At 66.2% G+C, this 17,717-nt stretch carries 16 protein-coding genes; 8 read left to right on the forward strand and 8 right to left on the reverse strand.

Going from position 1 to position 17,717, the window contains the following annotated elements; translation table 11 throughout:
• Positions 1–17 precede the first annotated feature (17 nt).
• Entirely contained in the window at positions 18–2,123 is a 2,106-nt protein-coding gene (locus ADADO0_RS04685) for a molybdopterin-containing oxidoreductase family protein (protein ID WP_511303939.1), read from the forward strand.
• On the opposite strand, the gene purN is transcribed toward ADADO0_RS04685, so the two are convergent.
• From purN to ADADO0_RS04700, 3 genes are all read right to left on the reverse strand, one after another.
• Positions 2,120–2,770 (reverse strand): phosphoribosylglycinamide formyltransferase, encoded by a 651-nt coding sequence (gene purN, locus ADADO0_RS04690; RefSeq protein WP_511303940.1) that lies wholly within the window; start codon positions 2,768–2,770, stop codon positions 2,120–2,122. The two genes, ADADO0_RS04685 and purN, sit on opposite strands and share 4 nt — an antisense overlap.
• A gap of 139 nt (positions 2,771–2,909) precedes the next feature.
• Positions 2,910–3,971 carry a phosphoribosylformylglycinamidine cyclo-ligase gene (gene purM, locus ADADO0_RS04695; RefSeq protein WP_511303941.1) on the reverse strand — a complete coding sequence of 354 codons (1,062 nt, stop codon included), beginning with the start codon at positions 3,969–3,971 and terminating at the stop codon, positions 2,910–2,912.
• 88 nt (positions 3,972–4,059) lie between these two features.
• Positions 4,060–4,536, reverse strand: coding sequence for a CinA family protein (locus ADADO0_RS04700; RefSeq protein ID WP_511303942.1), 477 nt, complete (start codon positions 4,534–4,536; stop codon positions 4,060–4,062).
• A gap of 99 nt (positions 4,537–4,635) precedes the next feature.
• On the opposite strand from ADADO0_RS04700, the gene ADADO0_RS04705 reads away from it, so the two are divergent.
• On the forward strand, positions 4,636–5,187 hold the full coding sequence (locus ADADO0_RS04705; RefSeq protein ID WP_511303943.1) for a sugar O-acetyltransferase: 552 nt from the start codon (positions 4,636–4,638) through the stop codon (positions 5,185–5,187).
• A 46-nt stretch (positions 5,188–5,233) separates the two neighbouring features.
• On the opposite strand, the gene aqpZ is transcribed toward ADADO0_RS04705, so the two are convergent.
• Positions 5,234–5,920 (reverse strand): aquaporin Z, encoded by a 687-nt coding sequence (aqpZ, locus tag ADADO0_RS04710; protein ID WP_511303944.1) that lies wholly within the window; start codon positions 5,918–5,920, stop codon positions 5,234–5,236.
• Between the two features lie 218 nt (positions 5,921–6,138).
• Between aqpZ and ADADO0_RS04715 the strand changes: the two genes are divergently transcribed.
• From ADADO0_RS04715 to ADADO0_RS04740, 6 genes are all read left to right on the forward strand, one after another.
• Positions 6,139–8,565: a carbohydrate-binding family V/XII gene (locus tag ADADO0_RS04715; protein WP_511303945.1), complete on the forward strand. Its 2,427-nt coding sequence runs from the start codon at positions 6,139–6,141 to the stop codon at positions 8,563–8,565.
• A 173-nt stretch (positions 8,566–8,738) separates the two neighbouring features.
• Positions 8,739–9,455, forward strand: a complete 717-nt coding sequence (locus ADADO0_RS04720) for a carbonic anhydrase (protein ID WP_511303946.1) — start codon at positions 8,739–8,741, stop codon at positions 9,453–9,455.
• A gap of 16 nt (positions 9,456–9,471) precedes the next feature.
• A complete protein-coding gene (locus tag ADADO0_RS04725) occupies positions 9,472–11,187 on the forward strand; it encodes a solute carrier family 23 protein (RefSeq protein ID WP_511303947.1) in 1,716 nt (571 codons plus the stop codon).
• Between the two features lie 64 nt (positions 11,188–11,251).
• Positions 11,252–11,764 carry a DinB family protein gene (locus tag ADADO0_RS04730; RefSeq protein ID WP_511303948.1) on the forward strand — a complete coding sequence of 171 codons (513 nt, stop codon included), beginning with the start codon at positions 11,252–11,254 and terminating at the stop codon, positions 11,762–11,764.
• Between the two features lie 188 nt (positions 11,765–11,952).
• Positions 11,953–13,401: an MFS transporter gene (locus ADADO0_RS04735; protein ID WP_511303949.1), complete on the forward strand. Its 1,449-nt coding sequence runs from the start codon at positions 11,953–11,955 to the stop codon at positions 13,399–13,401.
• 11 nt (positions 13,402–13,412) lie between these two features.
• On the forward strand, positions 13,413–14,123 hold the full coding sequence (locus ADADO0_RS04740) for an SDR family oxidoreductase (protein WP_511303950.1): 711 nt from the start codon (positions 13,413–13,415) through the stop codon (positions 14,121–14,123).
• 15 nt (positions 14,124–14,138) lie between these two features.
• Here the strand turns inward: ADADO0_RS04740 and ADADO0_RS04745 are convergent, their stop codons facing one another.
• The 4 genes from ADADO0_RS04745 to ADADO0_RS04760 all read right to left on the reverse strand — a co-directional run bounded on the left by ADADO0_RS04745 (position 14,139) and on the right by ADADO0_RS04760 (position 17,717).
• Complete coding sequence (locus tag ADADO0_RS04745; protein ID WP_511303951.1) at positions 14,139–15,032, reverse strand: LysR family transcriptional regulator; 894 nt, start codon at positions 15,030–15,032, stop codon at positions 14,139–14,141.
• A gap of 100 nt (positions 15,033–15,132) precedes the next feature.
• Positions 15,133–16,011 (reverse strand): 2-oxo-4-hydroxy-4-carboxy-5-ureidoimidazoline decarboxylase, encoded by an 879-nt coding sequence (gene uraD, locus ADADO0_RS04750; protein ID WP_511303952.1) that lies wholly within the window; start codon positions 16,009–16,011, stop codon positions 15,133–15,135.
• Between the two features lie 17 nt (positions 16,012–16,028).
• Positions 16,029–16,838: an ABC transporter permease gene (locus tag ADADO0_RS04755; RefSeq protein ID WP_511303953.1), complete on the reverse strand. Its 810-nt coding sequence runs from the start codon at positions 16,836–16,838 to the stop codon at positions 16,029–16,031.
• Between the two features lie 9 nt (positions 16,839–16,847).
• Entirely contained in the window at positions 16,848–17,717 is an 870-nt protein-coding gene (locus ADADO0_RS04760) for an ABC transporter permease (protein WP_511303954.1), read from the reverse strand.

The following is a 17,717-nucleotide window of genomic DNA, read 5'->3' on the forward strand; positions in this document are numbered from 1 at the left end:
GGGCGAAGGAGCCCACGATGACCAAGCACGCGGCGATCCGCGCCTCTACCTGTCCCCATGACTGCCCCTCCACCTGCGCGCTGGAAGTGGAAGTGCGTGGGGATGGCCGGATCGGCCGGGTGCGCGGTGCGGCGGACCACAGCTACACCGCCGGGGTGATTTGCGCGAAGGTGGCACGCTATGCCGAGCGGGCGCACCATCCCGACCGCCTGACCGTCCCGCTGCTGCGCACCGGGCCCAAGGGCTCCGGCCAGTTCGCGCCGATCTCCTGGGACGAGGCACTGGACCGCATCGCGGAGCGGCTGCTTGCGGCCGAGCGCGCGCTGGGTGCGGAAACCGTGTGGCCCTATTATTATGCCGGCACCATGGGCCATGTCATGCGCGACGGCATCAACCGGCTGACCCATGCCAAGCGATATTCCCGCTTCTTCGCGAGCATCTGCGTCAATCCGGCGTGGAGCGGTTATATGGCCGGCACCGGCCGGCTGGCAGGGGCCGACCCGCGCGAGATCGGCCGCTCCGATCTGGTGGTGATCTGGGGCACCAATGCGGTGGCGACCCAGGTCAACGTCATGACCCACGCCATCAAGGCGCGCAAGGAACGCGGCGCGAAGATCGCGGTGGTCGATGTCTACCGCACCCCGACCATGGAGCAGGCCGACATTCCCCTCCTGCTGCGGCCTGGCACCGACGGGGCGCTGGCCTGCGCGGTGATGCATGTGCTGTTCCGCGACGGGCGGGCGGATCGGGCCTATCTGGCCCGCTATGCCAATGATGCCGAGGCGCTGGAGACGCACCTGCGCACCCGCGACCCGGCCTGGGCTTCCGCCATCACCGGCATTCCGGTGGCGGAGATCGAAGCCTTCGCGGCGCTGGTGGGAGAGACGCCCCGCGCCTATTTCCGCATCGGCTACGGCCTCTCCCGCAGCCGCAACGGCGCGGTGAACATGCACGCCGTCTCCTGCATTCCGGTGGTCTCAGGCGCCTGGCAGCACGAGGGCGGCGGGGCGTTCCATTCCAATTCCGGCATCTACAACCTGCGCAAGACCCTGATCGAGGGTCTGGATGTTCGCGATCCCGCGACCCGCGAACTCGACCAGTCGCGCATCGGCGCCATTCTCACCGGCGATAGCGAAGCCCTGAAAGGCGGGCCGCCGGTGACGGCACTGTTCATCCAGAACACCAACCCCATGAACATCGCCCCCGACCAGGAGGCGGTGAAACGCGGTTTCGCGCGCGAGGATCTGTTCGTGGCGGTGCACGAGCATTTCCTCACCGATACCGCGCGACAGGCGGACATCGTTCTGCCGGCCACCATGTTCACCGAGCATGACGATGTCTACACCGCCGGCGGCCACCAACACATCCTGCTCGGCCCGAAGTTGGTGGAACCGCCGGGTGAGTGCCGGTCCAATCACGATGTCCTCTGCGGCCTCGCCGGCCGCCTGGGCGCCGAGCACCCGGGCTTCGCCATGAGTGCGCGCGAACTGGTCGATCACACGCTGGCGGCCTCCGGGCGCGGCTCGTTCGAGGCGCTGGAGGCGGCGCGCTTTATCGATGTCCAACCGGACTTCGAGACCGCGCACTACCTCAAGGGGTTCGGCCACCGCGACGGGCGCTTCCGCCTGAAGCCGGATTGGCAGAAGCCGTCTTATGGCGGGGGCAACACATTCGGCCCGATCCACGACATGCCGGAATTGCCCGACCATTGGCGGGTGATCGAGGACGCCACCGATGCGCATCCCTTCCGGCTGGTGACGGCACCGGCCCGCAACTTCCTCAATTCCACCTTCACCGAGACCCCGACCTCCGCCAAGCGCGAAGGCGCGCCCTCGCTTCTGATCCATCCCGAGGACGCGGCGGCATTGGGTGTCTCAGAGGGGGACCGGCTGGAGGTGTCCAACCCGCGCGGCTCGGTGGTGCTGGTGGCCCGCCTGTTCGAGGGGTTGCGGCGCGGGGTGGTGGTGTCGGAGCAGATCAAGCCCAACCATGCCCACGAGAACGGGCGGGGCATCAACGCCCTGACCGGAGCCGACCCGGTCGCGCCGATCGGCGGCGCGGCGTTTCATGACAACCGGGTGCAGGTGCGCAAAGCGGCCGACCAACCGGACCGCGCCATTTAGACCCGAGGCGCGACCAGCACCTCGGAGGGCATGCGGGCGCCCTCGATGATGACACGCTCGTCTTCAACCCGCAGACGGCCGCCGGCAATGAGACCCAGAGCGGTGGGGTAAAGTAGGTGTTCCTGCCGCAACACGCGGGCGGCCAGGATATCAGCCGTGTCCTCGAGCAGCACCGGCACCACGGACTGCATGATGATCGGCCCGCTATCGACCTCGGCCCGCACGAAATGAACCGTGCAGCCATGGAAGCGCACGCCAGTCGCAAGCGCACGGGCGTGGGTGTCGAGCCCGGTGAAGCTCGGCAGCAGCGAGGGATGCACGTTGATCATGCGGTCGCGCCAGCGCCCCACCAGCCAGGGGGTCAAAAGGCGCATGAAACCGGCAAGGCAGATGATGTCGATGCTCTCGATGCGCAGATGCGCGTCCAGTGAGGCGTCGAAGGCGATCCGGTCGGCAAATTCGCGATGGTTGAGCACCAGGGTGCGAATCCCCGCGGCCTTGGCGACCGCGAGCCCCGCAGCGTCCGGGCGATTGGAAACGACAAGCGAAATTTCAGCCGGAAAATCAGCGGCCTGAGCAGCCTTAATCAGTGCCGACATGTTGGAGCCACGCCCCGAAATGAGGATGGCTGTGCGCTTCTTCTGCATTCTATGTACAGCCCGGCCCGCTCAAATTGGAAATCGCCCAACGTCATCTAAGCCAAAAAGCGTCTACGCACAAAGAGTTGAACACGAAATCAGGTGGACAGCGCAACGCCGTGCGAACGGAACGGCGCGGGTCCAGCGATCAGATCCCCAGATCGCCCTCATAGACCACGCGGGCCGCCCCTTCGCCCGGCTCGATGCTGCCCAGGTGAACCACGGTTTCGCCAGCATCCGCGAACGCATCGGCGACGGCCTCGGCCTGCTCCGCCGGCACGACCACAGCCATGCCGATCCCGCAATTGAACGCGCGCAGCATTTCCTCCGGCGCCACGCCTCCCGCCTGCGCCAGCCAGCGGAACACCGGCGGCACGATGAGGTTGGAGAGGTCGATGCGCGCGATGGTGCCCTTGGGCAGCACGCGGGGCAGATTCTCGGTGATGCCGCCGCCGGTGATATGGGCCAATGCCTTCACAGCTCCGGTCTGGCGGATCACGGAGAGCACGCTTTTCACATAGAGCCGGGTCGGCGTCAGCAGCGCCTCGCCGACGCTCTGGCCCCCGGCGAACGGCGCGGGATCCTGCCAGGAGAGGCCGGCGCGCTCCACCACCCGGCGCACCAGGGAATAACCGTTGGAATGCACGCCCGACGAGGCAAGGCCGAGGATCACGTCATCAGGGCCGACATCCGAACGCGGCAGCAGGCCGGCGCGCTCCACGGCACCCACGGAGAAGCCGGCGAGATCATAGTCGCCATCTGAATACATGCCCGGCATCTCGGCGGTCTCGCCGCCCACCAAAGCGCAGCCGGACTCCTTGCAGGCCAGCGCGATGCCACGCACGATCTGCGCGCCCACCTCGGGAGAAAGCCGGCCGGTGGCGAAATAATCCAGGAAGAACAGCGGCTCGGCGCCCTGCACCACCAGATCGTTCACGCACATGGCGACGAGATCGATGCCGATGGTGTCATGCTTGCCGGTCTCGATGGCGATCCTGAGCTTAGTGCCCACGCCATCCGTCGCGGCCACCAGCAGCGGATCGGAAAAGCCGGCGCGCTTCAGATCGAACAGTCCGCCGAATCCGCCGATGTCGGCATCCGCACCGGGGCGTGCCGTGGCTTTCACCAGCGGCTTGATGAGATCGACCAGCCGATTGCCGGCATCGATATCGACGCCTGCATCGCGATAATTGAGCCCGTCCTGCGCCATGGTGCCCTTCCGTATTCGAGGGCGGCTTAGCCGCGAACCGCACGGGTGGCAAGGCGGCCGGCAGCTTTAAGGCCGCTGACCGCCGTGTTCACAGGTTTTCGGAGAGAAAAACCAGCCCGGCGGCGGCAAAGGCCCGCATGTTGGCAATCCGGTCCTCGGAACCCGTCTCCAGGGTCATGGTCAGTTCCATCGGCCCCGATATTGCAAAGCAAGAGTGGCCGGCGGCATCGCCATAGCGATTGCCCGACGGGCCGGACGCTCCGGTTTCGGCCAGGCCCCAGGTCGCGCCAAGCCGCTCGCACAGGCGGCGGGCGAGCAGAAGCGCATAGGTCTCGGTGGCACCGCGCTGCCCCTCCATGTCGGCGGGGGTGATGGCGAGCAGCCCTTCCCTGGCAAAGGCCGTGTAGACCACCGCCCCACCCCGGAAATAGGCCGATGCGCCCGGCTGGGCCAGCAGAGCGGCGGCGATCAGGCCGCCGGCGGAGGATTCCGCGACCGCGATGCTCTCGCCGCGCGCCTTGAGTTTCTCCCCCAGCACGCCCGCCAGTGGCAGCAACGTGTCCATGATTTATCGTCTCCTGCCCCATAAGCGCGCCAACAATGGTCCATTCCTGGGATCGTGGGCAATCCAAACCGTGCGCCCATCATGGAAGGGTGAGGATGCATGCTTAGATCCGAGAAAGAGAAAATGCTCGCCGGCGCCCTTTATGACGCAAGCGATGCCGAGCTTCAGGGCGATCTCCACGCCACCCAGGCTTGGCTTGCCCGTTACAATGGCGCGCTGGCGTGGCCGGTCGGCGCGCGGCGCGCGCTGCTCGCGGAGCGCCTGGCAGCGGTGGGCTCGAACGTCGATGTTCGCCCACCCTTCCACTGCGATTACGGCTTCAACATCGCGCTCGGCGACGGCGTGTTCCTGAATTTCAATTGCGTTATTCTGGACGTGGTGGCCGTCACCATCGGCGCCAAGACCCAGATCGGGCCGGGCGTGCAGATCCTCACCGCCGACCATCCCCGCGATGCGGGCGAGCGCGCCTCGGGGCTGGAGTTCGGCCGGCCGATCACCATCGGGCGCAATGTCTGGATCGGCGGCGGCGCCATCATCCTGCCGGGGGTCACGATCGGCGATGATGCCGTAATCGGCGCGGGCAGCATCGTTACCCGCCCGGTGCCAGCCGTCGCGACGGCGATGGGCAATCCCGCGCGCGTGCGAAGTTGAAAATGGAGAAAGCGACGGGCGCGTGATGATCCGCGCCCGTCCTGCCTCACTCCGGAAAGCGATGCTTGTAGAGCAGACCCGCGAGATAGGCGCCGACGCACGGCACCACGATGAACAGCCAGAGCTGCGCCAGAGCCTTGCCGCCGACGAACACCGCCGGCCCGATGCTGCGCGCCGGGTTAACCGAAACGCCCGTGACCGGGATGAAGACGATGTGGATCATCACCAGCGACAGGCCGATGGCGAGACCGGCGGCTTGGGTGATGCCGGCCTTCGAGGTGGAGCCGAGGATCACAATCAGGAAGATGAAGGTTCCAACCAGCTCCGCGACGATCGCGGCGCTCAGACCGTAGCCGCCGATATATCCCTCGCCCCACCCGTTCTGGCCAAGGCCCGACTTGGCGATGTCGAACCCGCCGATCTTGCCCGAGGCGATGAAATAGAGAATGCCCGCACCCGCGATGCCCCCCAGGATTTGCGCGATAAAATAGAAGGGGACCTCGCGGGTGGGCAGGCGTCCCGCCGCCCAGACCCCGACCGTCACGGCCGGATTGATATGGCAGCCGGAGACGTGGCCGATGCCGTAGGCCATGGCCGTCACCGACAGACCGAAGGCGAACGCGATCGCCAGCATGCCGATCGGCGCGGTGCCGTAACTGGTAAGCACCGCCGAGCCGCATCCGAAGAGGACGAGAACAGCGGTCCCCATAAATTCTGCGATATATTTTTGCATTGTTTCCTCCCACCCAGGCGATCCGCCGTCGAGGGCGAACCCGCGTCCCGATGCTAGCTAAAATTGCGATCCGCGCCACGGCGGAGGCCGCGATTTCTCGCGCGGGTTGGGTCAAAGTTTTTCCTAAACATTTCGTCATGTCGGCTCGCGTCGCACTGACGCCCGAATCTGAAGGTGCTAGTGCTCGCGGCGGCCTAGACGGCCAAGGGAGCGCACGGATGAGCATCGCACGAGTGTTGGATCGAAGCCGGTTCGCAGGCAGGAGCGCCGTGGCGGCCCTCTCGATCGCAAGCCTTCTGGTTCCGCCCTACGCCTATGCACAGCAGGGCGGCCAAGCGAACCAGAACGCGCCCATCGGCGCGGCGGGCCTTGCATGGCCCCGCGATTTCGATGTGGGTAAAAACCGCCTTGAAATCTACCAGCCGCAGATCGAGACCTGGGACGGCACCAAGATCACCGGCCGCTCCGCGCTGGCCATCGGCCCCACCGACGGAACGCCGACCTACGGCTTCGCGCATTTCATGGCTGACGCCACCATCGACAAGTCCGCCGGACTGGTCCACCTGGACCGCATCACGGTCGACAAGGTGGAAGTGGCCACCGCGCCGGACCAAGCCGCTTCGGTCAAGACCACCATCGACCAGCGCCTGCCGAAGGATGGACTGACGGTGCGCCTCGACCAGCTCCAGGCGAGCTACGCGGTGAACCAGAAGATCGCCGAGATGAAGTCCCAGCCGGTGGACAACACGCCGCCGAAGATCGTCTTCACCGACACCCTGACCATCCTGGTGCCGATCTCCGGCCCGCCCGCCATGCGTCCCGTGGACGGCGCACCGACCTATCAGCGGGTCATCAACACTCGCCCCCTGATCCTGCATGACTCCAAGGGCATCTTCCACCTTCAGGCGGCGGGCACCTGGTATGAGAGCAATTCGCTCACCGGCACCTGGCTGGTCACACCGAAGCCGGCCGCCGATCTGGTCGCGGCAGGGGCTGCCGCCGCGAAGGTCGGATCGCCGGACCCGTTGCTGAACAAGGACGGCAAGCCGATCACGCCGCCGCCGGCCATCCTGGTGTCCACCGAGCCGACCGAACTGGTGCAGACCAACGGCCAGCCGCAGATGCTTCCCGTGGCGGGCACCCAGCTCCTCACCATGAGCAATGCGGACCACGCCGTGTTCATGGATCCGAACAACAACAATTTCTACGTGCTGACCTCGGGCCGCTGGTTCCGCTCGGCGGGCATGGACGGCCCGTGGGCTTTCGTTCCCTCGGACGCGCTGCCGGCTGATTTCGCCAAGATCCCCCCGACGGATCCGAAGGCGAACGTTCTGGTCTCGGTCGCCGGCACCCCGCAGGCGAAGGAAGCGGCGATCGCCGCGACCATCCCGCAGACCTCCACCGTGAAGCGCACCGCGACCACCACCGTCAGCTATGCCGGCAATCCCGAATTCGCCGAGATCTCGGGCACATCCCTGAAGTACGCCGCCAATACGTCGACGCCGGTCATCCAGGTGACGCCGTCGAGCTATTATGCGGTGTCCAACGGCGTGTGGTTCGTCGCCCGCTCGCCCGCCGGCCCCTGGGTGGTGGCGGCGGAGGTTCCCCCCGCGATCTACAGCATTCCGGTCGCCTCGCCGCTGCATTACGTGACCTATGTGCGGGTCTATAATGCGACACCCGAAACCGTCGTGGTGGGATATACCCCCGGCTATATGGGCGTCATCGTCGCGCCCGGCGGCACGGTGGTCTACGGCACCGGCTATAATTGCTACGGCTATATCGGGGCGGCCTATTGGTATCCCTGCCCCACCACCTACGGCTACGGCGCCGGATTCTCGCTCGGCGCGGCCGTGGGCTTCGGCTTCGGCTTCGCCGCCGGCTGGGCCTGGGGCGCGGCGGTGGGCCCCTATTGGGGTCCCTACTGGGGCAACAACGGCGGCTGGGGCCGCTGGGGCTACGCCAACGTCAACACCGCCAACGTCTACGGTCGCTGGGGCGGTGCCGCCACCGTGACCCACGCCTGGGGCACCACCTGGAACGGCACCAACTGGAGCGCACGCTCCGGCTACGGTGTCACCGGCCGTGGCACTGAAGTCGCCGGTCGCTCGGCGGGGGCGTTCAATCCCTACACCGGCAATTATGCCGGCGCCCGCGACACCAGCCGCTACAATCCCTATACCGGCGCCCGCGGCGCCTCAAGCGCGTCGATTTCGGGCAATGCGCGCACCGGCAACTTTGACGCCAACCGCACGTCGGCGGGCGTCAATCCCACCGCCGGCACCGCGCACGCCTCCTCCACCTCTGTGACCCGCACCGATGGGCAGGTGAATGTGGACAGCAAGGGCGTCGCCACCAACCAGCGCACCGGCAATTCGGTCGCCTGGAACAACGGCAACGTCTACGCTGATCACGACGGAAACGTTTACAAGCACGACAGCGATGGCTGGAACCGCAACACCTCTTCCGGCTGGCAGCAGGTGGATCGCTCCTACAACACCCAGGCGTTGGACAATGAGCGGCAGGCTCGCGATTCGTCCGCCCAGCGGTGGAGCGGTGGTGGTGGCAACCGCGACTTCGGCGGCTTCCACGGCGGCGGCGGTGGCGGCGGTGGCTTCCACGGCGGTGGCGGTTTCCGCCGCTGATTTCACCGAAACGGTCAACCAGCGACAGGCGCCCTCGGGCGCCTGTTTGGTTTTTCTCTCACAATCCAAGCCTCTTCCCGCAAAGCGGCAATTCAGCTACGCAGGGCAAGGCGCTGGCTGGGGATGTCCACTGGACGCCATCCGTTGAACCCCTCAGTATAGGGAGATGGCTCGTGTCTGATCAAACGTCCCATGCTGGCCATGAGCACGCCGAAGGCGAAAGCTGCCGCGATATCTCGCATCTTGTGGAAGGCGTGCGCCGCTTCAAGGCCCGCTTCTACGAGCAGGCCCCCTCCCTGATGAAGCAGCTGGTCGAGCAGGGCCAGGCGCCCGCGACCCTGATGATCTCCTGCTCGGATTCGCGCGTCGACCCGGCGCTGCTCGCCGGCGCCAACCCCGGCGAGTTGTTCGTGGTGCGCAACGTCGCCAACCTCGTGCCCGCCTACGCCCCGGACGACGGCCTCCACGGCACCGGCGCGGCACTCGAATATGCGGTGCGCGACCTGAAGGTCGATCACATCGTCGTGCTCGGACACGCCCATTGCGGAGGCATCAAGGCGATGCTCTCCACCGCCGGCGGCGATCGCCCGCCGCGCGAGTTCGTCACCCCCTGGGTGGAGATGGCGCTCGCCGCGAGCCAGCTCTATCTGCCCGACGAGACCGGAAGCGGGGAAACCCGCACCATTCCGCTGGACCGGCTGAAGCAGGTGCCCTTCCTCGCCGAGCGCGCCTCCATCCTGGGCTCGCTGGACAATCTCATGACCTATCCCTGGGTCCGCGAGCGCGTCGAGGCCGGCACACTCCAGCTTCACGGCTGGTGGTTCGATCTGGATTCGGGCGACCTTTGGGCGTCCGACACGCCGGGCGCGCCCCTGCTGCCCGTCACCTGATCGCACCGGGGCGACGATGCGCAAACCCGAAGCCCTCGTTTATGGCGTCGATGATCTGCCGCCGGTCCGGATTGCGCTGCTCTCCGCCGTTCAGCAGGTCGCGTTCCTGGTGGCGCTTCTGGGAGTTCCCGGGATCGCGGCAGCGCGTCTGGGATTGGACACCCAGCAGTTTCTCGATCTCGCGGCTTTGACGCTGTTCTGCGCCGGCGTCGTCATCATCATGCAGGGGTTGGGGCGGTTCGGGCTCGGAGCGGGCCTGTTCTACCCGCTGCAATGCACCACCGCCGCCATTCCAGCCCTGATGTATGCCTCCGCCGCGGGTCTCAACCTCGCGCAGAACTTCACCATGGTTGCAGTGCTGGGCCTGTCGCAGATTCTGTTTTCGTTCGTCATCGCCCGGCTGCGCGGCATCTTCACCGTGGAGGTGGCGGGGCTCGCGGTGTTCCTCATCGGCGTGGGGCTCGGCCAGCAGGGCCTTCTGCTGATTTTCGACCTTCACAGTATGGCGGCCAACAATGCGGTCCCGCACATCCTGACCGCTGCGCTGACGCTCGCGACCCTTATCATCCTGCATGTCTATGTTCGCCATCGGCTGCGGCTGTTCACCAACCTGATTGGCCTAGCCGTGGGGCTGGTCTTCAGTGCGCTGGCGGGGCAGTTGGACCCTCGGGACATCGAGCTTTTCCATCACGCCGCCTGGTTGAGCATTCCCAAGGTGCCGCTGTTCGGATGGGACTTCCAGCCCGAGGTTATCATCCCCTTCGCCGTAACAGGGTTCGTGCTCGCTCTCACATCGGTCGGCGTGCAGACCATCGCCCAGCGCAACAACGACCGCGACTGGAAGGGGCCGGACTTCGTCTCCATCAGCCGCGGCATTCGCGCTGAAGGCGTCATGCATGTCCTCGCGGGACTTCTCAACGCCTTGCCCATGGTGGCCTCGGGCGGCGCGGTGGCACTTGCCGCTGCATCCGGCTGCACCTCGCGCACCATCGCCTACTGGACCGGCGGCCTGCTGATCCTGATTTCCTTCCTGCCGAAGATCATCGGCTTCTGGTTTCTGATGCCGGACTCAGTCACCGGTGCCATGTTCCTGTTCCTCGCCACCTTCACCACCGTCAACGGCCTGCAACTGGTGGCCAGCCGCGTTCTGGATGCCCGCAAGGTGCTGGCCATCGGCCTCGGCTTCGTGACCGCAATCGCCTACGAGCCGCTGCGCGCGCTGATCGAAGGGGCGGCACCGAGCCTGCGGCTCGTCACCTTCTCCTCGTTCGCCATGTCGGTGCTGGTGACGGTGATCCTGCTCGCGGTTTTCCGCATCGGCAACGCCCGCCGGGTGGTTCGCCGGTTCCCCGTGGGACACACCTCGCACACGGATGTCTCCGACTTCATCGAAGCGGAAGGCGGGCGGTGGGGCGCACGGGTCGACGTGGTGCAGCGGGGCGCCTTCACCGCCGCGCAGGCCATCGATCTCATCGGCCAGAACCTGGTGGACCCGGCACGACCGGTCATCGAAGTCGCCACCCGATACGATGATGTCGTTTTCGACATTGCGGTCCGATACGAGGGGGACGCGCCCACCCTCACCGACCGGCCTCCGACTGCGGAGGAATTGCTTGATAACCCAGACCTGACACAGGCCCTGACCGGCTACCTCATCACCCGCCTTGCGCCCAGCCTCCAGGTGCAGCGGGTCGGCAGCATGTGGGAGCTGCATTTCCGCCTTCAAGTGTGAGAGTGTTGTCTGGGCGCGCGGCCCTGTTTTCCAGCCCACGCCATTGCCCGAACGGGGAAGGTTCATGCCGCACCGCGCCTATCACGACCTCGCCGCCTATAACGAATGGGCCAATACCCGCATCTATGCGGCGGCGGCGCGCCTGTCGGATTCGGATTATCGCCGCCCCCTCGGTGCCTTTTTCGGCTCGGTGCATGGCACGCTGAACCATCTGCTGGTGACGGACCGCATCTGGATGGACCGCTTCGCCCAGTTCAACTGCCCGGCGCCGCCGCTCGACACCATTCTTTTCGAGGAATTGTTCGCCCTGCGCAGTGCCCGCGCGGCGGAGGACACCCGCATCCGCGTGTTCATCGAACCGTTGGGCGCGGCGGACCTTGATGTCGAGATCAGCTATACCAACAGCAGCGGCACGCGCTTTTCCCAAAGCCTGTGGAGCGCGCTCGATCATTTTTTCAACCATCAGGCTCATCATCGCGGGCAGGCGCATGGCCTGCTCACGCAGATCGCGGGGCGCGATGCCGCGCCGTCGCTGGACATGATCGTCTTCCAGCGGGAAAACCCCGCCGCCGCCTAGCCAATTGCGGTAGCGGCAGCCGGTCTTACCCGGCCCTCGATCAGGCGATCGAACCGACGCGCCGGATCGGCGCAGACATGCGATCCGAAGACAAGGATACCTCGATCCGAGGCCTTTCCCTCAATCTTGCCTGCTGACCCTTGGAGAGCGGTAGCGCGTGTGGTGCCAAGCGGTTAAGACGGCGCTCAATGAACACCGCTTCCTCCCCGCCGAGCCGTCAACGCAGCATCGCGATCGCCTTGCTGGTGGCCGGTGCGTTCTTCATGGAAAATCTCGACGGCACGGTCATCACGACGGCCGTCCCCAGCATGGCGCACTCGTTCGGCGTCCTGCCCATCGAATTGAACATCGGCGTCAGCGCCTATCTGCTGACGCTGGGTGTGTTCATCCCGATCAGCGGCTGGGTGGCGGATCGCATCGGCGCGCGCACGGTTTTTGCCAGCGCGATCATTGTCTTCACCTTTGCCTCCCTGCTGTGCGGAATGGCCCAGGGACTGACCGAGTTCGTGCTGCTGCGTGTGCTCCAGGGCATCGGCGGGGCCATGATGGTGCCGGTGGGGCGGCTCGTCGTGCTGCGTGCCACGCCCAAGGAGCGGCTGATCGCAGCCATCGCCACCCTCACCTGGCCGGCGTTGGTGGCCCCGGTTCTCGGGCCTCCGGTCGGCGGTTTCATCACCACCTATTTTTCCTGGCGCTGGATCTTCTACCTCAACCTGCCGCTCGGTCTCATCGGCCTGGTGGCGGCGCTGATCCTGATCCCGCGAGACCATGAGCGCACGCCCAAGCCGTTCGACTGGCCGGGCTTCCTTCTGACGGGCTCCGCTCTGTTCAGCCTGCTTTGGACCGCCGAGGCCCTCGGGCGGCCGGACGTGGAATGGGCGTCCGCCGCCATCACCTTGTTGGTGGGAGCGGTGCTGATGACCTTCGGCGTGCGGCACCTGAGGCGCGCGCAGCATCCCATTCTGGATTTGTCTGCGCTGCGCATGCGCACCTTCGCCGTGCCGATACGCGGCGGTTCTGTGTTCCGCAGTTGCATCGGCGCCGTCCCGTTCATGCTGCCCCTGATGTTCCAGCTCGGGTTCGGGCTCGACGCCTTCAACTCCGGCATGTTGATGATGGCGGTGTTCGCCGGGAACATCATGATGAAGCCGGGTACAACACCGATCCTACGCCGTTTCGGCTTCCGCCGCGTGCTGATCGTCAACGGCTTGATCACCGTCGCGGCGCTCGCGGCCTGCGCCCTGTTCACGCCGCAGACGCCGGTGCCGGTGATCGCCGCAGTCCTGTTCGTCGGCGGCCTTTCGCGCTCCATGCAATTCACCGCGCTCAACACCCTGGCGTTCGCCGACGTCCCCTCCGAGCGCATGAGCGGGGCCAATACCCTGTTCTCGACCGCGTTCCAGGTGGCGCTGGCCCTCGGCATCGCGCTGGGCGCCATCTCCATCCGCCTTTGTGCCTGGATCGCCGATCTGACGGGACTCTCAGGCATTCCCGCCGTCAGCTATCGCGGCGGCTTCCTCATTATCGCTTTGGTATCGGCGGCGAGCCTTATCGACAGCATCCGGCTCGATCCCACAGCCGGCGACAACATCGCGCGCAAACCGGCGCCAGCCCAAAAGCCGGTGCCGGCAAAATAGGAGAGCAAACCATGACGCTTCAGGCGAAACGGGTTCTGGTGGTGGGTGGCACCTCGGGCATCGGCTTCGGCACCGCGCAGGCGGCGCTTGCAGCGGGGGCGCACGTCACCATCGCCTCGCGTTCCCCGGACAAAGTCGCGGACGCCCTGTCCCGGCTCGGCGCCGCTGCTGCCGGAGAAGTTCTGGACACCGGGGACGACCCCGGCATCGCCGCCTTCTTCGCGCGCCATGCGCCGTTCGACCATGTGGCCGTCACGGCGTCCAAAACCAAGGTGGCGGCGGTGCGCGACCTGCCGCTTGAGGACGCCTACCAGTCCTTCGCCTCGAAGTTCTGGGGCGCCTATCGCATCGCCCGCGCCGCCCGCATCACTGATGGCGGGTCTCTCACCCTGGTTTCCGGCTTTCTGTCCATTCGCCCGCGCAAGGGTGCCGCGATCCAGGGCGCCATCAACGGCGCGGTGGAGGCGCTGACCAAGGGCCTCGCGCTGGAATTCGCGCCGGTGCGGGTCAACTGCGTCTCGCCCGGCCTGGTCGCGACCGAGATGTTCTCCGGCCTCGCCGGCGATGCCCGCCAGTCCATGTTCGACAATGCCGCCTCCCGCCTCCCGGCCGGCATCGTCGGCCTGCCCGAGCATATCGCGACCCAGGTTATCGCCTGCATGGACAATCCCTATATGACGGGCTCCATCATCTATCTCGACGGCGGCGGCGCACTCGCCTGAGGCGCCCTTCCACGCTTAACCCCGATAGCGCAACACCTCGACTAACAGCGCGAAGGCGGCCGAGGGCTGGCGGCGGCTCGGGTAGTAGAGATGGTAGCCCTGGAACGGGGCGCACCAATCCTCCAACACGCGGATCAGGCGCCCTTCAGCGATGTCTTCCGTCACCTGATCTTCCATGACGAAGCCAAGGCCGAATCCGGCCTTGGCGGCGCGCACGACCATGTTGATGTTGTCGAACGCGAGTTGCCCCTCGACGCGGACCCGCACGTCACGACCGTCCTTCTCCAACTCCCAGGCATAGAGGCCGCCGCCGCTGAGAAGGCGCAGGTTGATGCAATTGTGGTCGGCCAGATCGTGCGGCGTGCGCGGAATGGGGCGATCCCTGAAATAGGCGGGGGAGCCGATCACGGCCATCCGCAGGTCGGGACCGATGGGCACCGCAACCATGTCCTTGGCCAGAGCCTCCCCCAGCCGGACGCCGGCATCGAACCGCTCCGTGACGATATCGGTAAAGCTGGAATCTATGCTCAGTTCCATGTGGATATCGGGATAATCGGGCAGCAGCTTTGCGAGCGCCGGCCACAGGATCGAATTGGCGGCATGCTCCGCCGTGGTAATCCGGATCATGCCCGATGGCTTGTCGCGCAATTCCCTCAGCGCCGCGAGTTCGGTGTCGATGGTGCCCAGCGCCGGGCGCAGCGTGGCGAGCAGCCGTTCTCCGGCATCAGTCGGCGCGACGCTGCGGGTGGTGCGGGTCAGCAGGCGGACGCCCAGGCGTGTCTCAAGCCGGCGAATGGTGTGGCTGAGGGATGATTGCGACGTCCCGAGCTTGGCGGCCGCGCGGGTGAAGCTCTGCTCCTCCGCCACCACCAGAAGGGCATTGAGATCGACAAGGTCTTCCCGCTTCACTCATGAGCCTCAGATATAGCTGCATGAGATTTATATGATCTGATCCTCGAAATGTCTCCCGGCGAGAGGGGCATGGCACAAAGCTGCGCCGGATGCCCGCTCAGCTTCCACGATAGGTGGTGTAGGCGCCCGGCGAGAGCAGGAGGGGTACGTGAAAATGCTCCTCCGGATTCCACACCGTGAAGGCCACCTTCACTTTGCCGAGGAAGGCCCGGTTGGGCGTGGCATAGCCGTGGCGCGCGAAATAGGTCGGCGTGTCGTAGCGCCACTCATAGGTGCCGGCGGAAAGCCGCCCGCCGTCCAGCAGATTGCCGTCGCACGCCCCGTCGGCATTGGTGATGAAGGCCTCGACCCGCACCATGTCGCCGCCGGCATGGCGGCGCCAGAGTTCGACGCCGAGGCCGCCGGCGGGAGCCGCGCGCACGGTGTCCAGCACATGGGTGGAGAGGCTGCCGGTGGGCGCCGCGCGGACCCGGTCCAGCAGGCGCATCCAGCTGATCGCGGAAATCTCCGCCAGCGCCTCCTTGCACTCCGCCTCGGGACTGGCGGCAAGCCGGCGCTCGAAAGTCGCGAACAGGGTTGCAAGGGATGCATTGCGCACCGCCAGGATAAACGGAAAGCCGAACCGCGCCTCATAGGCGAGGTTGAGGCTGTCCAGCCGCGCGCTCAGCGCCTGGTCCAGCGCCGCAAGGCCGAGCGCCGTCTGCTCCTGCGTCGATTCCACCGTGGTGCCGCCGCGCAGCGTCTCGGCCGACAGCCGGGGATGACCGCACAGGAAGGCCCAGGTCGCCTCCTGCGGCAGGGCGATGACCGCATCGATCATGGCGCGGTGCAGGTCGGTCAGGCTCGCGAAGGGACGCTGCCCGGCCGCATGCCGGGCGACCCAGGGCGCATTCTCGAACACCGGCCCGAGCACGGCGACAAACGTCGCCTCGTCGGCGGCGTTGAGCGTTTCGAGGGTGGTGAGATCGTTTGGCACCTGTCTCTCCCGGACGATTATTTCATGAAGCGCGAGAAGCTGGCGAACCGCTCCATCAGCACCATCAGGATCATGGTTGCGATGATGATGACCCCGCAGGCGGAGGCGGCGCGGCTGTCCAACTGGTTCTGGAGGATGTCCCAGAGATAGATCGGCAAGACCTGGGTGCGCGCGTCCTGGAGGAACAGCGACACCGGCACATTGTCGAACGAAGCCATGAAGGCGATGAAGGCGCCCGAGGCGACGCCCCGGCTGATGAGCGGCAGCGTGACTTCGCGGAACGTGTGGAGATCGGAGGCGCCGAGACTCTTGGAGCAGTCGATCAGCGCCGGGTCGAGCTGGGTGAGGCTGGCAAGCGTGGTGCGCAGCACGAACGGCACGCACACCACGATATGGCCGATCGCCAGCGTCATCGTTGAGGGGCGCATGCCCAGCATGGAGAACAGCATCAGCGCGGCGAAGCCGAAGGCCAGTGCCGGCAGGATGAGCGGCGACATGAACAGGGTTTCGAGAAACCGCGCCCAGCCGGAGCGGCTGCGGGCGATGAACAGCGACGACGCCACCCCCAGCACCACCGAGAGCACTACCGTTATGACCGCAACCTTCAGGCTGACCCAGACCGCCGCCTGAAGCTCGTTGGCGTCCAGCAGCGCCGCATACCAGCGCACGCCGTAGCTCTGCGGCGGGAAATGCAGCGATTCCTCCCCGCTGAAGGAGAGGATGAGAATGACGATGGTCGGCCCCGCCAGGACGATCACGCTGATGAGCGAGATCAGCCCGAACACGGCCTTGAAGGAGAGTGCCTGCCAGTCGATGCGGAACCGCATGTGCCTCTCCTAGCCGTAGAGCTGCGCGGCGCGGCTGCGCGAGAGCGCCACCAGCACGCCGACGATGAGCAGGACCGAGACCATGAAGATCACCGAAACGGCGGCGGCGAACGGCCAGTTCTGAAGATCCATCGCCTGCTGGAAAATCATCATCGGCATGTAGAGCAGGCGCGAGCCGCCGATCAGCGACTGGGTGACGAAAGCGGTCACGCACGCGGTGTAGGTGAGAATGGTGCCGGCGATGATGCCCGGCAGGCTGAGCGGCAGCGTGACCTTGAAGAAGGTGCGCCACGCCCCTGCCCCCAGCGCCAAAGATGCGCTCTCCAGGTTGGGATCGATGCGCTGGAGCGTGGTGATGAGCGGCAGCACCATGAGCGGCATCTGCACCTGCGCCAGGACGATCACCACGCCGGTTTCACTGAACAGCAGGCGCAGCGGCTGGGCGGACAGGCCGAGCGCCACGATCGCCTCGTTGACGATGCCGTAGCGGCCGAGGATCACGATCCAGGCGAAGGTGCGCACCACCACGCTGGTGACGATGGGCAGGATCACCAGGAAGATCAGCACCGCCTGCCAGCGCCCGGAAACCTTGGTGCAGAGCCAGGCGAGCGGATAGCCGGCGATGAGGCACAAGGCGGTCGCCTTTACCCCCACCAGCAGCGTGTCGCCGAGCACGGAGAGGTTCAGCGTGTCGGCGATGAAGGCGGCGTACTGGTTCAGTCCCAGCGCGCCGGTCATCTGCCGTTCCGCCTGGAAGCTGGTGGAGATCAGCAGGCCCAGCGGCGCGGCGAAGAACAGCAGGAAAAACAGCGCCAGCGGCAGCGCGAGCGCCCAATCCTTCGTGGCCGATGAAGAGGTCGAGGATCGGGCGCCCGCCAT

The sequence above is a fragment of the Aquabacter sp. genome (assembly GCF_965279295.1).
Classification (GTDB): Bacteria; Pseudomonadota; Alphaproteobacteria; order Rhizobiales; family Xanthobacteraceae; genus Aquabacter.